The sequence below is a fragment of the Telluria sp. ZB2R32 genome (assembly GCF_059685715.1).
The window spans coordinates 51,387-69,011 of the sequence record NZ_JCASIG010000003.1 but is presented as its reverse complement, the minus strand read 5'-3'; the positions used below and the strand labels follow the sequence as shown (position 1 = coordinate 69,011).

General features: G+C 65.8%; 10 protein-coding genes. 5 read left to right on the top strand and 5 right to left on the bottom strand.

Translation table 11 applies throughout. The features are described 5' to 3' along the window. Positions 1-67 precede the first annotated feature (67 nt). From metE to AC56LG_RS09620, 3 genes are all read left to right on the top strand, one after another. Positions 68-2,395 (top strand): 5-methyltetrahydropteroyltriglutamate--homocysteine S-methyltransferase, encoded by a 2,328-nt coding sequence (gene metE, locus AC56LG_RS09630; protein WP_497165898.1) that lies wholly within the window; start codon positions 68-70, stop codon positions 2,393-2,395. 263 nt (positions 2,396-2,658) lie between these two features. Next, entirely contained in the window at positions 2,659-5,061 is a 2,403-nt protein-coding gene (locus tag AC56LG_RS09625; protein ID WP_497165897.1) for a TonB-dependent receptor plug domain-containing protein, read from the top strand. Between the two features lie 201 nt (positions 5,062-5,262). Next, entirely contained in the window at positions 5,263-8,025 is a 2,763-nt protein-coding gene (locus tag AC56LG_RS09620; protein ID WP_497165896.1) for a PAS domain-containing protein, read from the top strand. Positions 8,026-8,245: 220 nt separating this feature from the next. On the opposite strand, the gene AC56LG_RS09615 is transcribed toward AC56LG_RS09620, so the two are convergent. Continuing rightward, a complete protein-coding gene (locus AC56LG_RS09615; RefSeq protein ID WP_497165895.1) occupies positions 8,246-10,165 on the bottom strand; it encodes a sensor histidine kinase in 1,920 nt (639 codons plus the stop codon). Positions 10,166-10,378: 213 nt separating this feature from the next. Further along, complete coding sequence (locus AC56LG_RS09610; RefSeq protein WP_497165894.1) at positions 10,379-11,857, bottom strand: alanine/glycine:cation symporter family protein; 1,479 nt, start codon at positions 11,855-11,857, stop codon at positions 10,379-10,381. A 243-nt stretch (positions 11,858-12,100) separates the two neighbouring features. Between AC56LG_RS09610 and AC56LG_RS09605 the strand changes: the two genes are divergently transcribed. Together AC56LG_RS09605 and AC56LG_RS09600 are read left to right on the top strand one after the other, a co-directional pair. After that, positions 12,101-13,072 carry a Bug family tripartite tricarboxylate transporter substrate binding protein gene (locus tag AC56LG_RS09605; RefSeq protein WP_497165893.1) on the top strand — a complete coding sequence of 324 codons (972 nt, stop codon included), beginning with the start codon at positions 12,101-12,103 and terminating at the stop codon, positions 13,070-13,072. Positions 13,073-13,257: 185 nt separating this feature from the next. Then, positions 13,258-13,548 carry a hypothetical protein gene (locus AC56LG_RS09600; RefSeq protein WP_497165892.1) on the top strand — a complete coding sequence of 97 codons (291 nt, stop codon included), beginning with the start codon at positions 13,258-13,260 and terminating at the stop codon, positions 13,546-13,548. Between the two features lie 195 nt (positions 13,549-13,743). Here AC56LG_RS09600 and AC56LG_RS09595 read toward each other — a convergent pair whose 3' ends face one another. From AC56LG_RS09595 to AC56LG_RS09585, 3 genes are read right to left on the bottom strand one after another with little or no spacing between them, the layout of a single operon-like run. Continuing rightward, a complete protein-coding gene (locus AC56LG_RS09595) occupies positions 13,744-15,072 on the bottom strand; it encodes an ATP-binding protein (protein ID WP_497165891.1) in 1,329 nt (442 codons plus the stop codon). After that, complete coding sequence (locus AC56LG_RS09590) at positions 15,069-15,731, bottom strand: response regulator (RefSeq protein WP_497165890.1); 663 nt, start codon at positions 15,729-15,731, stop codon at positions 15,069-15,071. The genes AC56LG_RS09595 and AC56LG_RS09590 overlap by 4 nt, the downstream gene beginning before the upstream one ends. Positions 15,732-15,775: 44 nt before the next feature. Next, the gene (locus tag AC56LG_RS09585) at positions 15,776-17,302 is read right to left on the bottom strand and encodes a DegQ family serine endoprotease (RefSeq protein ID WP_497165889.1); all 1,527 of its coding nucleotides are present in this window, start codon (positions 17,300-17,302) and stop codon (positions 15,776-15,778) included. Positions 17,303-17,625 lie beyond the last annotated feature (323 nt).

Below are 17,625 nucleotides of genomic sequence, written 5' to 3'. Positions count from 1 at the left end.
TGTCGTTTGAATTATGCACCAGCTCTGCCGATAATCGATAGCATTTTTCATACAGATAGCGATTATCATGATCAAAATTCATACCTTGGGTTATCCACGCATCGGTCTGCAACGCGAACTGAAGGTGGCGCTCGAACGTCACTGGCGCGGCGAGCTGACGGAAGCCGAATTGGAAATAACCGCCGCCGCCCTGCGCGAACGCCACTGGGACGAGCAGCGCGCCGCCGGCCTCGACTTCGTCACCGTGGGCGACTTCGCCCTGTACGACCACGTGGCCAACCACGTCCAGCTGTTCGGCTGCGAACCGGCCCGCTTCGGCTTCAACGGCAGCGAAACGCCGCTGGCGCGCTACTTCACGCTGGCGCGCGGCGTCGCCCGCGAACAGGCCGATGCCTGTTGCGGCGGCGCCCATGGTGCAGCCACGGCGGCGCTGGAGATGACCAAGTGGTTCGATACCAACTACCACTACCTGGTGCCGGAATTCGACGCCGCCACCCGCTTTACGCTGGCGTCCGACCGCCTGCTGGCCGAAGTGGCGCAGGCGCGCGCGCTCGGACACCGCGTGAAAGTGGCGCTGATCGGTCCCCTCACCTTCCTCTGGCTGGGCAAGGCCCGGGCGGACAGCATCGACAAGCTCGACCTGCTCGACGCCCTGCTGCCGGCCTATGTGCAGTTGCTGGTGCAATTGAAGGAAGCCGGCGCCGACTGGGTGCAGGCCGACGAACCGATCCTCGGCCTGGACCTGCCGGGCGCCTGGATCCTCGCCTTCGAGCGCACCTACCAGGCCTTGAACACGGCGCAGCTGCCGCTGCTGCTGGCGACCTATTTTTCGCCGCTCGAAGAAAACATCAGCATGGCCTGCAAGCTGCCGGTGGCCGGGCTGCACGTCGATGCGGTGCGCGCCGCCCACGAGCTGCAATCGATCGCCGACTGGCTGCCCGAAACCAAGGTGCTGTCGGCCGGGATCGTCGACGGCCGCAACATCTGGCGCGCGGACCTCGACGCGGCGCTGGCGCGCCTGCGGCCGCTGGCCATGCGCCGCCGCGGCGAACTGTGGCTGGCGCCATCGTGCTCGCTGCTGCACGTGCCGCTGCGCCTGCGCGACGACGCCGCCATCGACCTCGAACTGCGCGGCTGGCTCTCCGGCGCGCGCGAAAAGCTCGACGAACTGCAGTTGCTGCGGCGGGCGCTGGTCGAGGGCGATGGCAGCATCTACCTCGACCTGTGCGCCGCCCGCGCCGCGCTCGACGCGCGCCGCAACAGCGAGCGCGTACGCAATCCGCTTGTCGGCGCGCGTGCCGCCGCGCTGCCGCCCGGCGCCGACCGCCGCACCAGTCCCTTCACGGTGCGCCAGGCCGCGCAACAGGCGCGTTTCAATTTGCCGCTGTACCCGACCACGACCATCGGCTCCTTCCCGCAAACCGCCGCGATCCGCGCGGCACGCGCCGCGTTCAAACGTGGCGAACTGGCGGCGCCGGATTACGAGGCGGCGATGCAGCGCGAGATCGCACACGCCGTGCGCGAGCAGGAAGCCCTCGGCCTGGACGTGCTGGTGCACGGCGAAGCCGAGCGCAACGACATGGTCGAATACTTTGGCGAACAGCTGGACGGCTTTGCCTTCAGCGCCAACGGCTGGGTGCAGTCCTACGGTTCGCGCTGCGTGAAGCCGCCGGTGCTGTTCGGCGACGTCGCCCGCAGCGCGCCGATGACGGTAGCCTGGAGCGCCTACGCCCAAAGCCTGACGTCGCGTCCCGTCAAAGGCATGCTAACCGGGCCGGTGACGATCCTGCAGTGGTCTTTCGTGCGCGACGACCAGCCGCGCGCGCAGACCGCGCTGCAGATCGCGCTCGCCATCCGCGACGAAGCGGCGAACCTGGAAGCGGCCGGCATCGGCATCATCCAGATCGACGAGCCGGCGCTGCGCGAAGGCCTGCCCCTGCGCCGCGCCGCCTGGAACAGTTACCTGGACTGGTCCACCCACGCCTTCCGCGTCGCCGCCTGCGGCGTGGCCGACACCACCCAGCTGCACACCCACATGTGCTACGCCGAGTTCAACGACATCCTGCCGCAGATCGCCGCGCTCGACGCCGACGTCATCACCATCGAGACCAGCCGCTCCGACATGGAACTGCTGCGCGGCTTCGGCGAATTCGCCTACCCGAACGCGATCGGACCGGGCGTGTACGACATCCACTCGCCGCGCGTGCCGACCGTCGACGCCATCCTGCGCCTGATGGGCAAGGCGGCCGAGGTGATCGCGCCGGAACAGCTGTGGGTGAATCCGGATTGCGGGCTCAAGACGCGGGCGTGGCCGGAGACGCGCGCGGCGTTGCAGAACATGGTGACGGCGGCGCGGGTGTTGCGCGGTAAGCAGGCGTTGAAGCGGGCGGCATAGACGATTGGTCGGGTGTGCATGGGCACGAAAAACGCGTGGGCTCGAGAGCCCACCCTACGGTGCGCGACCAGCCGTAGCAAGCTCACGGAACCGCGGCGTAACGTAGGGTGGGCACTTGTGCCCACGCGTTTTTTGTACCGATGCACACCCGACGATATGCACCACCCGCCCCATTTCGGTGCAACCGTTGTGTTTCCGTCACACACTATGGTTGAGTCCATCAAGATTGTTTAGCATGCAATTTTGATCTTTGGAGAAGTTGCGTGTTCGAACAAAAACAATTGCGCCGCGCCGTCCTGCTGGCCTTGTACGGCAGCGCCACCTTCGCCCTGGCTCCGTCGGCTTCGGCCCAGACCGCCACGCCCGACACCGCCCAGGCGGCGCAGGTCGATCCTATCCAGAGCGTGCGCGTGGTCGGCACGCGCCGCATCGGCGCTTCTTCTTCCACCGACACCCCGGTTCCGATCGACATCATCCCGATGACGCGCGTGGCCGAGCAAGGCAGCCAGTTCGACCTGGCCCAGACCCTGACGAATATCTCGCCCTCGTTCAACTCGACCCGCCAGAGCGGCGCCGACGGCGCCGACCTGGTCGATTCCGCCGCCCTGCGCGGCCTCGGCTCCGACCAGACCCTGGTGCTGGTCAACGGCAAGCGCCGCCACAGCACGGCCCTGGTCAACCTGTTCGGCGCGCGCAACCGCGGCAACACCGGCACCGACATGAACGCGATCCCGCTGCTGGCGATCCGCAACGTGCAGGTGCTGCGCGACGGCGCCGCCGCCCAGTACGGCTCGGACGCGATCGCCGGCGTGATGAACATCGAACTCAAGAAAAGCCTCGGCTGCGAAGCCGTCACCGGCTTCGGCGAATACACCAAAGGCGACGGCGAGAACTACCTGGCCTCGGCCTACTGCGGCGTCGCGCTGGCCGGCGGCACCTTCGGCGTGACCGCCGAATACCTGTTCCGCGACCGCTCGAACCGCGCGGAAAGCGACAACCCGCGCATCATCGGCGACAGCCAGACCGAAAACCAAACCGTTTATATCAACGGCGAGATCCCGTTGGGTGAGGGCCGCCTGTACACCACGCTCGGCGTGCAGCGCCGCGACGCCTCCTCGGCCGCGTTCGCGCGCGGCGGCCTCGGTTCCGACGACATCCCGTCGCGTAACTCGGCCGCCATGTACCCGAACGGCTTCGTCCCCTTCATCAACGGCGACCTCGACGACCGCTACGGCACCCTCGGTTACCGCCTGAAATTCGGCGAGTGGAATGCGGACTTCTCGCAGACCTACGGCTATAACCGCCTCGACTACACCATCGCCAACACCCTCAACGCCTCGATCGCCAACCTCGACCTGGCCAACGGCGGCCGCGGCGTCAGCGCCGGTTCCTTCGGCGCCGGCGGCTTCGCCTTCCGCCAGCTGACCAGCAACGCCGACTTCAGCCGCTTCTACCCTGGCGTGTTCCAGGGCCTGAACGCCGCCTTCGGCCTCGAATACCGCAGCGAGAACTACAAGATCTTCGCCGGCGAACCGGGTTCGTACATCGACGCCGACGGCGTCGGCAACGGCGGCAACGCCGGCAGCCAGGGCTTCCCCGGCTTCCAGCCGGGCGACGCCACCAGCCGCAGCCGCCACAGTACGGCCGCCTACATCGACCTCGAAGCGGACGTCACCGACCGCCTGAAGGTGCAAGGCGCGCTGCGCCACGAGCGCTTCTCCGACTTCGGTTCGACCACCGACGGCAAGCTGGCCGCCGCCTTTAAATTGGGCGGCAACGTGCTGCTGCGCGCCTCGGCCAGCACCGGCTTCCGCGCGCCGTCGCTGCAGCAGGTGTACTTCTCCTCGACCTTCACCGATTTCGTCAACGGCCAGCCGCTCGACGTGGTGCTGGCGCCGAACGGCGGCGCGGTGGCGAATGCCGCCGGCATCCCGGCCCTGAAGGAAGAAAAGTCGAAGAGCCTGACCTTCGGCGCGACCTGGACCCCGACCCAGTCGACTTCGCTGACGGCCGACCTGTACCGCATCGACATCGACGACCGCATCGTCCTCTCGGGCCGCTTCGACGCCGATAACTACCCGGCCCTGGGCGCGACCCTGCAAAGCCTGGGCGTGGGCCAGGCCCAGTTCTTCGTCAACTCGGTCGACACCGAAACCAAGGGCCTGGACATCACCGCATCGCACCGCACACCGCTGGGCGCCGGCCGCCTGAACACCTTCCTCGCGCTGAACTTCAGCAAGACCGAAGTCACCGGCGTGCATGCACCGAGCGCCCTGAGCGGCTTCGAGGACGTGCTGCTGTCCGAGCGCGAGCGCCTGTTCATCGAACAGGGCGGCCCGCGCCGCAAGGCCACGCTCGGCTTCGAGTACAGCCAGGGCAAGTTCGGCTCCGACTTCCGCATCATCCACTTCGGCCCGCAAACCCTCGGCACCTTCTCGGGTCCGCCGGTACCGAACGCCTACTATGAACCGAAGACTTCGGCCGACCTGTCGTTCAGCTGGTCGTTCAGCGAGAAGACCCGCCTGACCGTGGGCGGCACCAACATCTTCAACGTCAAGCCGACCGCGCAGGACGAGAACGAGACCGACAACGGCTTCAAGTACGAGAGCGTGCAGTTCGGGCTGAACGGCGCGGCGTATTTCGCGCGGCTGTGGCACAAGTTCTGATGGCGCCGGCGCCGCAAGGCGCGCCGTGAACACTGCAGTGTGAATGAAGGGGGCATGCGAATGCCCCCTTTTTTTCGTGCGGACAGACGCGTTTCTGGCCGCCGCTGCCGGCTGCGCGGCCTCCGGCAATTTTTGGCGCCCGGACAAGACAAGGCATCGCCCGTATAATCGAAAATTAACGAAATCGCCGAAAGGAAAACCATGTACGCCAGCAATGGCTCGCCGCAGCACCTGGCGGACGAGGCTATCGCCGTCCTGGAAAGTATTTCCGACGGTTTCTTTTCCGTCAACGCAGGCTGGGAATTCGTCTTCCTCAACCGCCAGGCCGAGCGGCTGCTGGGCATATCGTGCGCGCAGGCGGTCGGCCGTACCATCTGGGACGCGTTTCCGGGCCTGATCGGCAGTGCCTTCGAGACGGCTTACCGCAAGGCGATGCGCGACCAGGTGGCTGCCGAGGTAACCTCGTTCTATCCCGAACACGACACCTGGTACGAGGTGCGGGTCGCGCCGGCGGCCGCCGGCCTTTCCTTTTATTTTCGCGACGTCGGCGCCCAGATCGCCACGCAGCAGGCGCTGCGCGAGAGCGAGCGCAATTTCCGCCTGATGGCCGATTCGGTTCCGCAGATTATCTGGATCGTGACCGCCTCGGGCCAGGCCGTCTACTTCAATCGCCAGTGGGACGACTACACCGGGGTGCCGATCGCGTCCAGCACGCCGGCCGATATCGCCAACCGGTTCGTCCATCCGGACGACCAGGGCCTGACGATGGTTGCCTGGGCCGACGCTTACGAACACGTGCGCGCTTTCCAGGTCGAGCACCGGATCCAGTCGAGAACCGGCGAATACCGCTGGTTCCTGGTGCGGGCCGAGCCCTTCCTGAACGAGGCCGGCAAGATCGAGCGCTGGTTCGGCACCTCGACCGACATCCATGACCAGAAGATGGTCAAGATGGCGCTCGAGCGGGCCGAGCGGCGCCAGGCCTTCCAGCTGGCGTTGGCCGACCGTATCCGGCCCCTGACCTCCCCCGAGGAAGTGACGGGCGCCGCCTGCGAACTGCTGGGCAGGCAGGTCGGCGCGAAACGCGTCGTGTACGGCAAGGCCGACGCCGGCGGGGCCTTCCTGACCCTGAAACGCGACTGGACCGGCGGCGGCATGGCCTCGATGGGCGGCATGTGCCTGAGGCTCGACGATTTCGGCAGCGCCGTCGTCGATATCCTGCGCGCCGGCCGCAATCTCGTCATCGACGACGTCATGCGCGAGGCCGCGGCCTTGCCGCATATCGCGCACTACCTGGCTGCGGATATCCGCTCGGTGCTGGCGATCCCGCTGCTCAAGGACGGGCGCCTGCGCGCCGTGCTGAGCGTGCACGACGACGTTCCCCACGCGTGGACGCCTGAACAGATCGCCATGGCCGAGGACATGGTCGACCGCACCTGGTTCGCGGTGGAAAGCGCACGCGCCCAGTCCGAACTGCGCATGGAGCGCGACCGGAGCCGGCAGATCCTCGACAGCATGGCCGAGGGCTTTGCCCTGCTGGGCAGCGACTGGACCGTCCTGCAGGTCAACGAGATCGGTGCCCGGCTCGCGCGCAGGTCGCGCGCCGAATTGTTGGACGAGCACCTGTGGACGGTGATGCCGAGCCTGGCCGGCAGCGCCGTCGAAACGATGTACCGGCGCGTGCAGGCGCAGGGCTTGCCGGAAACGCTGGAACACGAGCAGGTGCTGCCCGGCGGAGACACGGTCTGGCTCGATATCCGTGCCTATTCCTTGCCCGAAGGCCGGCTTGCCGTGTTTTTCCGCGACATCAGCGAACGCAAGTCAGCGGAAGCGGCGCTGCGCGACGCCGACCGCCGCAAGGACGAGTTCCTGGCCATGCTGGCGCACGAGCTGCGCAACCCGCTGGCGCCGATCGGCGCGGCGGCCCAGCTGCTGCGCATGGGCAGGCTCGACGAGGGGCGCATACGCCACACGAGCGAGATCATCGGGCGCCAGGTCGACCACATGACCCACCTGATCGACGACCTGCTGGACGTGTCGCGCGTGACGCGCGGCCTGGTCGAGCTCGAGACTGCGCCGCTCGACATGCGCGACGTCGTCACCGATGCGATCGAACAGGTCGCTCCGCTGATGCAGGCCCGGCGCCACCGCCTGTCGGCCCACATGGCGCCGGCCTCGGCGCTGGTCATGGGCGACAAGAAGCGCCTGGTGCAGGTCGTTACCAATATCCTCAACAATGCCGCCAAATACACCCCGAAGGGGGGCGCGGTCACGCTCGCCCTGGAAGTCGACGCAGGCCAGGTGGCGATCGATATCGCCGACGACGGCATCGGCATGACGCCGGACCTGGCGGCCCGTGTATTCGAACTGTTCGCCCAGGCCGAGCGCAGTTCGGACCGTTCCGCGGGCGGTCTCGGACTCGGCCTGGCGCTGGTGCGCAGCCTGGTCGAACTGCATGGCGGCAGCGTCAGCGGCGACAGCGCCGGGCCCGGCCAGGGCAGCCGCTTCCGGGTCTGCCTGCCGCGCCTGCAAGACAACCATGGCGCGGCGCCGGCCGGCGGCGGTACGCAGGCGCCGCAGTCCGTGGCCGGGGCGCTGCGGGTGCTGGTGGTGGACGACAATGCCGACGCCGCGGCGATGCTGGCGATGGTACTCGAGACGTTTGGCCACCAGGTCATCGTCGAACACGATTCGCGTTCCGCGCTGGCGCGCGCACGCCTGGAGCGGCCCGACGCCTGTATCCTCGACATCGGCCTGCCCGAGATGAACGGCAACGAACTGGCCCGGCGCCTGCGCGCACAGCCCGAAAGCGCGCACGCGGTGCTGATCGCCGTCACCGGTTACGGCCACGACAGCGACCGCCGGGAGTCGCTCGCCGCCGGCTTCGACCATCACCTGGTCAAGCCGGCCGATACCAACCAACTGGCCGCGATCCTGGCCGGGATCGGCCAGGCACGGGCGCGCTGAAGCAGGATGCCGTCGTCCTGCCCCATGCACGTCAAGAAGGCCTGGCCTGATTATCGGGCAGCGTCCCCGCCTGACATGGCGCGCAAGGACGCGATCCCGTCCTTGCTCATGAATACCCATCACGAACTGCTGTTGAATGGTACGCGTGATTTTTTTTGGCTTGCCCACAAGACCGTTGTAACGGCCGACGAGCACAGTCCGTCTCGCAGCTTCATTGTCATCAGCCAGGTGACCTTGGCAGCCGGACGCGCATCGTCGTGCCTTTGCCGCGTCCCGCGCTTGACGCTGTAACGGTGCCGCCGTGGAATTCCACCAGTTTCTTTACCAGATGCAGGCCGATGCCGAGTCCCGCATTGGGGCTACGCACCTCCGGGCGGATCTGCACGTACAAACCGAAGATCCGGTCGAGGTCATCGGCTGCGATACCGATGCCGTTGTCGCTGACCGACAAGACAACATGGTCCGGCCCATCGGCGCGCACGCTCACGGCGATGGCGCCACAGCGCGGCGTGTATTTGCAGGCATTGGTCAGAAGGTTGACCAGCACTTGGGTAAGCCGCACGAAATCGCCTTCCAGCTCGATGTCGGGTTCCGGCACGTCGATGCTCAAGCTGTGGCCTGCGCGGGCAAGTGCGTCTTCGCACATGGATGTTGCGCTGTCGACGACATCGTTCAGGGAAATGCGGCAGCGCTCGATTTCGAGTTCCCTGCATCGCAAGCGGCGCAAGTCGAAAATGTCGTCCACCAGCCGGGTTATGTGGATCAACTGACGGGTCATGATGCCTTCGACTCGCTCCATTCCCATTGCCGTCATCCTGGCGTGCATGAGTTGCATGCCGGACGATAAGGGCGAGATGCAATTGCGCAGTTCGTGGCCTAGCGTCGATAGCAGTTCCGCGTTGCGCATGTCGTTTTCTTCCTGCTGCACGACGGCCTGCTGCAATGCGTCCTGGATGGCAATGCGTTCGCTGATGTCGAAGAAAGCACAGATCATCCGGCGCTCGCCCTGGCCACCGATCGCTCGTCCCGTACATTCAATCGTGCGCGCTCGCCTTTCCCTGGGGCAATGAAAGCGGCCCAGGAAATAAAAACCCGATTCGGCCTCGTCGAAAAAACGGGCTGCCGCTGCCTGGAAGGCGTGCCGGCAGTCCTCGGTCCACAAAGCATCGAAAAACGTGGAAGCTGTCCTGCTCTGCGGCGCATCCCCCTCGATGCCGAGGATGTCGCATGCGTGTGCGCTTTCCAGGATCAGGACATCGCTCAGCGCGTTCCAGTGCCACACGCCCATATGCGCCGCGTCGACGAGCAACGCGAAGCGCTGCGTCTGTGCCTGTAACGCATCGGCCAACCGCCGTTCCCGGGTAATGTCCCGTGCCGTGCCATGCAAGCCGACAATGCTTCCCCTGTCGTCGCGCTCGACTTCACCGCACGCTTCCATCCAGCCGGTACCGCCGTCCGGGGCAAGGTACTCGAGTGCGACCACGTATGGCGTGCCGCATGTCAGGGTCGTGAGCACCGCCGTTTGCAGCAGCGCCAGGCTGTCCGGTGTGTAAAGCTTGGCATGCTCGGCAAACGTAGGTGGCAACCTATGCGGATCGTAGCCGAACAGCCGATACAGGCCATGCGACCAGGTGGTGATATCCGATTCGATTTCCCAGTGCCAGCTGCCGATCTGTCCAAGCTGCTGTACGGCTGCGAGCGCAGCATCCTTCCTGCCGAGCGCGTCGATCATGCGGCGTTTCAGCGCGACTTCTACTTCGAGGCTCGCTTCCAATGTCTTGAGCGGACCGACATCGGATACCTCGACGATGAATCCCACGACTGCGCCATCGACCACATCGGGGTAATAGCGGGCCAGGCTGCGGCGCACGACACCATCGGAGCCTGTGAGGCTGCGCTCGAATTGCTGCGGATGGCCGGCGAGCACACCAAGAACATAGGGCCTGTTCAGCGAAAAAAGCGCCGGACCCAGCAGGTCCGGCAACAAGCAGCCGAGCAATTCCGCTTCTGATTTGCCAAACCATTGCTGACAGGCGCCGTTCGCATAACGGCAGCGCAGGTCGGCATCCCAATAAGCCATTATCGAGGACGTATGGTCGAGCACGCGTAAAGCAAAGCTGTTCTGGCCGATCGTATTCATCCACTCGCTCGCTCATCGGGTGTATTGACGCATTAAATTAGCATAAGTAGCTCAGGCGGTGAAGAACTAAAAACAGCGCACCAGGCGCATTCGCCGGGACAGTCGTGTACCGGACATGCGGCGGCGAATTACCTGCGCACTGTGAACCGAGCCAGGAGCTTGTCCCGGCAACGCGCATCAAAAAAAACAGCAGCCGAAGCTGCTGTTTGCCATTCAGCCCACCACTTTCCTCAGCTTGGGCGCCTTGGCGCGGTTCTCTTCGGCCACGCGCCGTTCCCAATAATCGGCATTCTCGATCCCCAGCGCCAGCGGATCGAATTGCGGATCCTTGCCCGCCGCCTTCTGCGCCTCGTAGTCGCGCAGGCACTTGAAGGCGACGTTCCTCAGCAGGACGATCGCAACCAGGTTCAGCCAGGCCATCAGGCCGACGCCGATGTCGCCCAGCGCCCAGGCCAGGTCGGCCGTCTTGACGGTGCCGTAGACGGTGGCGGCGATAATCGCGGCTTTCAGCAGGAATTTCAGCCATGGATACTTCGCATGGCGGTCGATGTAGGAGATGTTGGTCTCGGCGATGTAGTAGTAGGCGACGATGGTGGTGAAGGCGAAGAACAGCAGCGCCACCGCGACGAAGATCGCGCCGAAGCCCGGCATCACGTTTTCCAGCGCCGTCTGCACGTAGCCGGGGCCGCTGGCCACGCCCTGCACGCCGGTGAACATCGCCGTGCCGTCGGGGCCCTCGACGTTGTACTGGCCGGTGATGAGCAGCATGAAGGCGGTGGCCGAGCACACGAACAGGGTGTCGATATACACAGAGAAGCCCTGTACCAGGCCCTGCTTGGCCGGGTGGCTCACTTCGGCCGCGCTCGACGCGTGCGGGCCGGTGCCCTGCCCCGCCTCGTTCGAATACACGCCGCGCTTGACGCCCCACTGGATGGCGAGGCCAAGGATGGCGCCGAAGCCGGCATCCATGCCGAAGGCCGAACGAAAGATCAGCGAGAGGACTTCCGGCAGGCGCTCGAGGTTCATCAGGATGATGGCCAGGGCGACCAGGATGTAGCCGAGCGCCATGAACGGCACCACGACTCCGGCAAAGGTGGCGATGCGCTTGACGCCGCCGAAGATGATAAAGGCGAGCACGATGGCGACGCCGGCGGCGGTGACGTTGCGGTCCAGGCCGACGGCCGTCTGCAAGCCTTCGGCGATCGAATTGGCCTGCACGCCCGGCAGCAGCAGGCCGGTGGCAAGCACGGTGGCGAACGCGAAGGTCAGCGCATACCGTTTCATGCCCAGGCCCTTTTCGATATAAAAGGCGGGGCCGCCGCGGTACTGGTTGTTGATCTGCTCCTTGTAGACCTGGCCCAGCGTCGATTCCACGAACGCCGAGCTGGCGCCGAGGAAGGCCACCGCCCACATCCAGAACACGGCGCCGGGGCCGCCGAAGGTGATCGCCGTGGCGACCCCGGCGATGTTGCCGGTGCCGACGCGGCCGGCCAGCGTCATGGACAACGCCTTGAACGAGGACACGCCCTGCTCCGAGCTTTTACCCTCGAACATCAGGCGCACCATTTCCTTCGCATGGCGCAGCTGCAGGAAGCGCGAACGGATCGAAAAATACAAACCCACGCCCAGGCACAGGGCGATCAGGGCCGGACTCCAGATAATGCCGTTGATGGTGCTGACTAACTCGTTCATCTACTTCCCCTGGCATGGCCGCGGCGTCGTCGTCCGCCGGACCTGATTATTGACGCTTGTCGATTAAGTTATCTTACGGGCAAAAAAATAGAAGATACCCGAAGCGGGCACGGTTGGGCAACGCATTGCGCTCTGGCGGGCCGATGCGCGCCTGCGGATGCGGACCCGCACGGGGTTCTGCGCCGCTGTTGGTTCGTGTAAAATCTGCTGGTCAGATGGACAATCAACCAAAGGATGTCGGATATGAAGCTACTCTCCAAATCGTTCGCACTCGCTTTCGCGGCCTCGGTCGTGTCGCTGAGCGCGGTCGCCCAGAACTGGCCTGAAAAGAACGTCAACGTCATCGTGCCGTGGCCACCGGGTGGTCCGTCCGACATCGCGGCGCGTCCATGGGCCAAGCAACTGACCGAGTCGCTCGGTAAAACCTTTATCATCGACAACCGCGCCGGTGGCGGCGGCAACATCGGCACCGCGGCCGTGGTGCGTTCGCAGCCGGACGGCAACACCCTCCTGATCACCTCGAGCGCGCCGATCGTCATCAATCCGAGCGTCTACAAGAACATGACCTTCGATCCGCTGAAGGACCTGGCGCCGGTCAGCAACCTGCTGCGCGTGCCGCTGGTGCTGGTGGCGAACCCGTCGGTCCCGGCCAAGAACCTGAAGGAACTGATCGCCCACATCCAGTCGAAAAAGGGCGGCTTCTCGTTCGCCTCCTCGGGCAACGGCACGCCGCAGCACCTGACCGGCGAACTGTTCAACACCGTCCAGAAGCTGAACATGGTGCACGTGCCGTACAAGGGTTCGGCGCCGGCGATTTCCGACCTGCTGGGCGGCCACATCCCGATCATGTTCGACAGCACCATCGCGATCATGCCGCACATTAAGAGCGGCAAGGTGCGCCCGATCGCCATCTCCAGCGCCAAGCGCTCGCCGCTGCTGCCGGACGTGCCGACCTTCGCCGAAGCCGGCATCCCGCAGATCGAGTCCTACGCCTGGTACGGCCTGTTCGCCCCGGCCAAGACGCCGAAAGCGACGATCGACAAGATCAATGCCGAAACCATCAAGTTCCTGAAGTCGCCGGAATTTGCCAAGGTGCGTGCCGAAACCGGTTCCGACCTGCTGGTCGACACGCCGGAAAACTTCACCAAGTTCGTCCACGCCGAATCGGCCAAGTGGTCAAAGGTGGCAAAAGACAGCGGCGCGACCGTGGATTGATGGATGTGGACGCACTCCGGTGCGTCGCGCATGACAAAGGGACTGGTTTCATCCAGTCCCTTTTTTTTTGCCTGCTCGGCAAGAAGGCCCGCATGCTCCTACAACAAGAGTCGGCAACGTCCTATGGAGTGCGGACGAGTTCGCTTTCATAATCGGGCCATACCATCCCATCCCTGGAGAACATCATGCGCACCAGCCATAATGTATTGCTCGGCGGCCTGCTGGCCCTGTCCCTCGCAGCATGCAGCTCGACCGGCATGAACGACACCTCTTCCGGCAGCAGCACGTCGAGCGCGACGGGCAGCTCGTCCTCGATGCCGGCCACCGGCAGCGGCGCCGGCAGCCCCACCAACGCGGGCGGCAACGCCGGTTTCTCGGGCGACAGCGGCCAGTCGGGCAGCACCAGCACCACCGCCGCCGGCTCGACCGGCGGCACGACGACGCCAACGACGAGCAACTCGGGCGCGACGCGCTGACCGCGTAGCGGCATCGGCATGGGGGACTGGGTGAAACCAGTCCCCTTTTTTATGGTGCGATGCTTGGATGGAATCGACGGCCTGCTGCATACCGTAGGGTGGGCTCTCCGAGCCCACGCGGAACGGTGAGCAGACGCAGCCTATCCAGCAGCGCCAACACGACGCATGCATCCGCGTGGGCACGGGGCGCCCACCCTACGCTTTCAACGGAAACCGGACCGTCGCCATCAAACCGCCCAGACGCTCCGACTCGCCCAGCTTCAGGCTCGCCCCGTGGCGCTCGGCGATCGCCTTGATGATCGCCAGTCCCAGGCCACTGCCGGCGGCGTCGCTGCCGGCGACGCGATAGAAGCGGTCGAACACGCGCTCGCGTTCTTCCGGCGGGATGCCCGGGCCGCTGTCTTCGACGATGACCTCGGCACTGCCCTTGTCGGCGCGTACGGCGATGTCGACCGTGCCGCCGTGCGGGGTGTATTTGACGGCGTTCTCGACCAGGTTGCGCAGCAGGATGTGGAGCGCGTCGGGCTGGCCGTCGACGCTGGCGGCGTCGGCATGCTGCAGGCCGAGGTCGACTTCTTTCGCCTGCGCCAGGCCGACCAGGTCGCCCACGGTGCGGCGCGCCAGTTCGGCCAGGTCGACCGGACGGGTGGCGACGCCGTTCGCGGCCGAGGCTTCCTGGCGCGCCAGCACCAGCAGCTGCTCGACCAGGCGCGTGGCGCGGTCGATGCCGGCGGTGAGGCGGCCGACGGCCACTTTGCGCGCGTCCGGATCGGCGGCGCGGTCCAGGCTTTGCGCCTGCAGGCGCAGCGCGGCGAGCGGCGTGCGCAACTCGTGGGCGGCGTCGGCGACGAAATTCTGCTGGGCGTCGAAGGCGGTGCGCACGCGCCCGAACAGCAGGTTCAGTTCATGCACCAGCGGCCGTACCTCGTCGGGCAGGCCGGCTTCGGATACCGGCGACAGATCGTCGGCCTGGCGCCGCGCCACCTGCGAGCGCACGCGCGCCACCGGTTCCAGCGAGCCGCTCACCACCCACCACACGACCACCATCAGGATCGGCATCATGACCGCGATCGGGCCGAGCGTGCGCAGCGCCAGGTTGCCGGCCATGTTGCGGCGCACGGCCAAATCCTGCGCAACCTGCACGGTCTGGTTGTTGGTCTGAATCGAGAACACGCGGTAGGTGGTGCCGTTCGCTTTTAAATTGGAAAAGCCGAGCACCGCGCGCTGCGGCAGGCGCGCGCGCGAGACGCTGTGGAACACCTGCACGCCGTCCGGGGACCACATCTGCACCACCAGGTCGTCGTTGCCCGGCGCCGATTCGACGCGCTCGTTGGCCTCGGTGTTCGACAGCGGCGTGCTCGAACGCAGCGACAGCGCCATCTGCTGCATGTGGTAGTCGAAGATCTGGTCGGCGTCGTCGAGCGCCGTGCGGTAGGCGATCGAGGCTTGCGCCAGCGCCGCCAGGGTAATGGCCGCCAGCAGGAACCATAACAGGCGCCCGCGCAGCGAGTGCGTCACCTTCATGCTTTGGGAACCATGTAGCCGACGCCGCGCACGTTCTGGATCAGGTCGCTCCCTAACTTCTTGCGCAGGCCGTGGATGTACACCTCGACGGCGTTGCTGGAGACTTCGTCGCGCCAGCTGTAGAGCTTTTCCTCGAGCTGGGCGCGCGACAGCACGGCGCCCGGACGCGCCACCAGCGCTTCGAGCACCGCCCATTCGCGCGCCGACAACGAGACCGGCTCGCCATCGACCAGGGTTTCGCGGGTGGCGGGGTTGATCGAGATGTTCTTGTATTCGAAGATGGGTTCGGCGCGCCCGGCGGCACGCCGCAGCAGTGCACGAATGCGCGCCAGCAGTTCATCGAGGTCGTAGGGTTTTAAAACGTAGTCGTCGGCGCCGGCATCGAGCCCGGCGATGCGCTGGGCGACGGAATCGCGCGCGGTGGCGACCAGCACCGGGGTGCGGTCCTTGCGGGTGCGCATGGCGCGCAGCACGTCGAGGCCGTCCTTGCGCGGCAGGCCCAGGTCGAGCAGCACCAGGTCGTAGTTCTGGTTCTGCATCAGGGCCGTGTCGGCCATTTCGCCGTCCTTGACCCAATCGACGGCGTAGTGCTCGGCCCTGAGCAGGTCGAGCACTACCTCACCGATCATCGTATCGTCTTCAACTAACAGCAGCCGCATCGCATTACCTTTTGTCGTGTGATCCGGCTGCCGGAGAGGCCATGTTAGCCAATCCGCACCGGAATGAAGATTCTGTCATTCCCGCGCTGGATCAGCAAGGCCACCGACTTGGCGGATTTACTGACCATCTCGCGCACCTGGGCGACGCTCGACACCGGCTTGCCGTTCACCGACAGCAGCACGTCGCCCGGCAGCACGCCGGCGGCGATCGCCGGGCCGCCCGCATCCTCGATCACCAGGCCCGAGGAGATGCCGCTCTGGCGCTGTTCGATCGGTTCCAGCGGACGCAGGGCCAGGCCCAGCTTGGCGCCCTTGTCGAGGTCGGCGATCTGTTCGCGCTCGGCCGGCGCGGCCTTGTCGCTGGCATTGGCCAGGGTCGCGTTCAGGCGCACGATCTTGCCGTCGCGCCAGACGTCGAGCACCACCTTGTCGCCCGGCTTGGACACCGCCAGCATGCCCGGCAGGTCGCCCGAGCCGATGATCGGATTGCCGTTCAGGCTGCGCACCACGTCGCCCGGTTTCAGGCCGGCGCGTTCGGCGGCGCTGCCGCGCTCGACGTTGGCGACCAGCGCGCCTTCGGGCGAGGCCAGGTTGAACGAATCGGCAAAGCCCTGGTTCACGTCCTGGATCGACACGCCGAGCTTGGCATGCTGCACCTTGCCGGTGGCGACGATCTGGTCCTTGATGCGCACCGCGACGTCCATCGGGATCGCGAACGACATGCCCATGTAGCCGCCGGTCTGGCTGTAGATCTGCGAGTTGATGCCGACCACTTCGCCGCGCGTGTTGAACAGCGGACCGCCCGAGTTGCCGGGGTTGATCGCCACGTCGGTCTGGATGAAGGGCACGTTGGTGTCGCTCGGCAGGTTGCGCCCGGTGGCGCTGACCACGCCGGCGGTCACGGTCGACTCGAGGCCGAAGGGCGAACCGATCGCCAGCACCCACTCGCCGACCTGCAGGTTGCGCGAATTGCCGAGTGGCGCAACCGGCAGGTTTTTCGCATCGATCTTGAGCACGGCGACGTCGGTCTTCGGATCGGAGCCGAGCACCTTGGCGCGGAATTCGCGCCGGTCGGCCAGCTTGACCGTGACTTCGTCGGCCCCCTGCACCACGTGGGCGTTTGTCAGGATGACGCCGTCCGGGCTAACGATGAAGCCCGATCCGGCGCCGTAAACAGGTTGGTCGCGTTGCGGAGCGCCGCGGTATTGCGGGCCCTGGAAGCGACGGAAGAATTCATAGAAGGGATCGTTCGGATCCATTTGCGGGCCGCCGCGCGCGCTGGTCTTGGTGCTGCCGACGACGCGGATGTTGACGACCGCCTTGCCGTTCTGGGCGGCGATGCGGGTGAAGTCGGGCAGCGTCACGGTGGCGGCAGGGGCGCCGGCGGCAACCGGCGGCGCAGTAACGGGCGCCGGCGCGGGTGCCGCAGCGGCAACCGGTGCACCCTGGGCGACGGCATTGTTATGGTTGACTGTAATCGCTCCGACCGCGCCGCCAATAACGCCCGCCGCGCAGAGCGCCAGCGTGAGACGTTTTGCGGTGATGGCGGTAACTGCACCTTCGTTTTGCATGGACGTGCTCCTGGATTAAGGTTGGACGATAACGGTGTATCGATGGTGTTTAGTGTCGCTGATCTGTCTTAGAACATGCTTAAACTCAGCCGTGCCTGGGACGGCGCGTTGCATTCGGTGCCGCGTCTGCGCATCGTTTTTGGCGGGCATGCCCGCCCTACGTGCGCCACCGCTAACGTTTCTTAATGGATGGCGCGTTGCGTTCGGTGCCGCGTCGGTTCGGCGTTCGTGGCGGGCAATGCCCGCCCTACGCACCACCGCTACCCGTTGCGTAACGTAGGGCGGGCATGCCCGCCATCACACGCCGGAGGATCGAAACGCGG

Excerpts from the sequence above, each read along its gene's own strand:
- AC56LG_RS09585 (WP_497165889.1), bottom strand. The coding sequence starts at position 17,302 with ATGCAAAACGAAGGTGCAGTTACCGCCATCACCGCAAAACGTCTCACG.
- AC56LG_RS09615 (WP_497165895.1), bottom strand. The coding sequence starts at position 10,165 with ATGAATACGATCGGCCAGAACAGCTTTGCTTTACGCGTGCTCGACCAT.
- AC56LG_RS09595 (WP_497165891.1), bottom strand. The coding sequence starts at position 15,072 with ATGAAGGTGACGCACTCGCTGCGCGGGCGCCTGTTATGGTTCCTGCTG.
- AC56LG_RS09605 (WP_497165893.1), top strand. The coding sequence starts at position 12,101 with ATGAAGCTACTCTCCAAATCGTTCGCACTCGCTTTCGCGGCCTCGGTC.
- metE (WP_497165898.1), top strand. The coding sequence starts at position 68 with ATGATCAAAATTCATACCTTGGGTTATCCACGCATCGGTCTGCAACGC.
- AC56LG_RS09590 (WP_497165890.1), bottom strand. The coding sequence starts at position 15,731 with ATGCGGCTGCTGTTAGTTGAAGACGATACGATGATCGGTGAGGTAGTG.
- AC56LG_RS09610 (WP_497165894.1), bottom strand. The coding sequence starts at position 11,857 with ATGAACGAGTTAGTCAGCACCATCAACGGCATTATCTGGAGTCCGGCC.
- AC56LG_RS09600 (WP_497165892.1), top strand. The coding sequence starts at position 13,258 with ATGCGCACCAGCCATAATGTATTGCTCGGCGGCCTGCTGGCCCTGTCC.
- AC56LG_RS09620 (WP_497165896.1), top strand. The coding sequence starts at position 5,263 with ATGTACGCCAGCAATGGCTCGCCGCAGCACCTGGCGGACGAGGCTATC.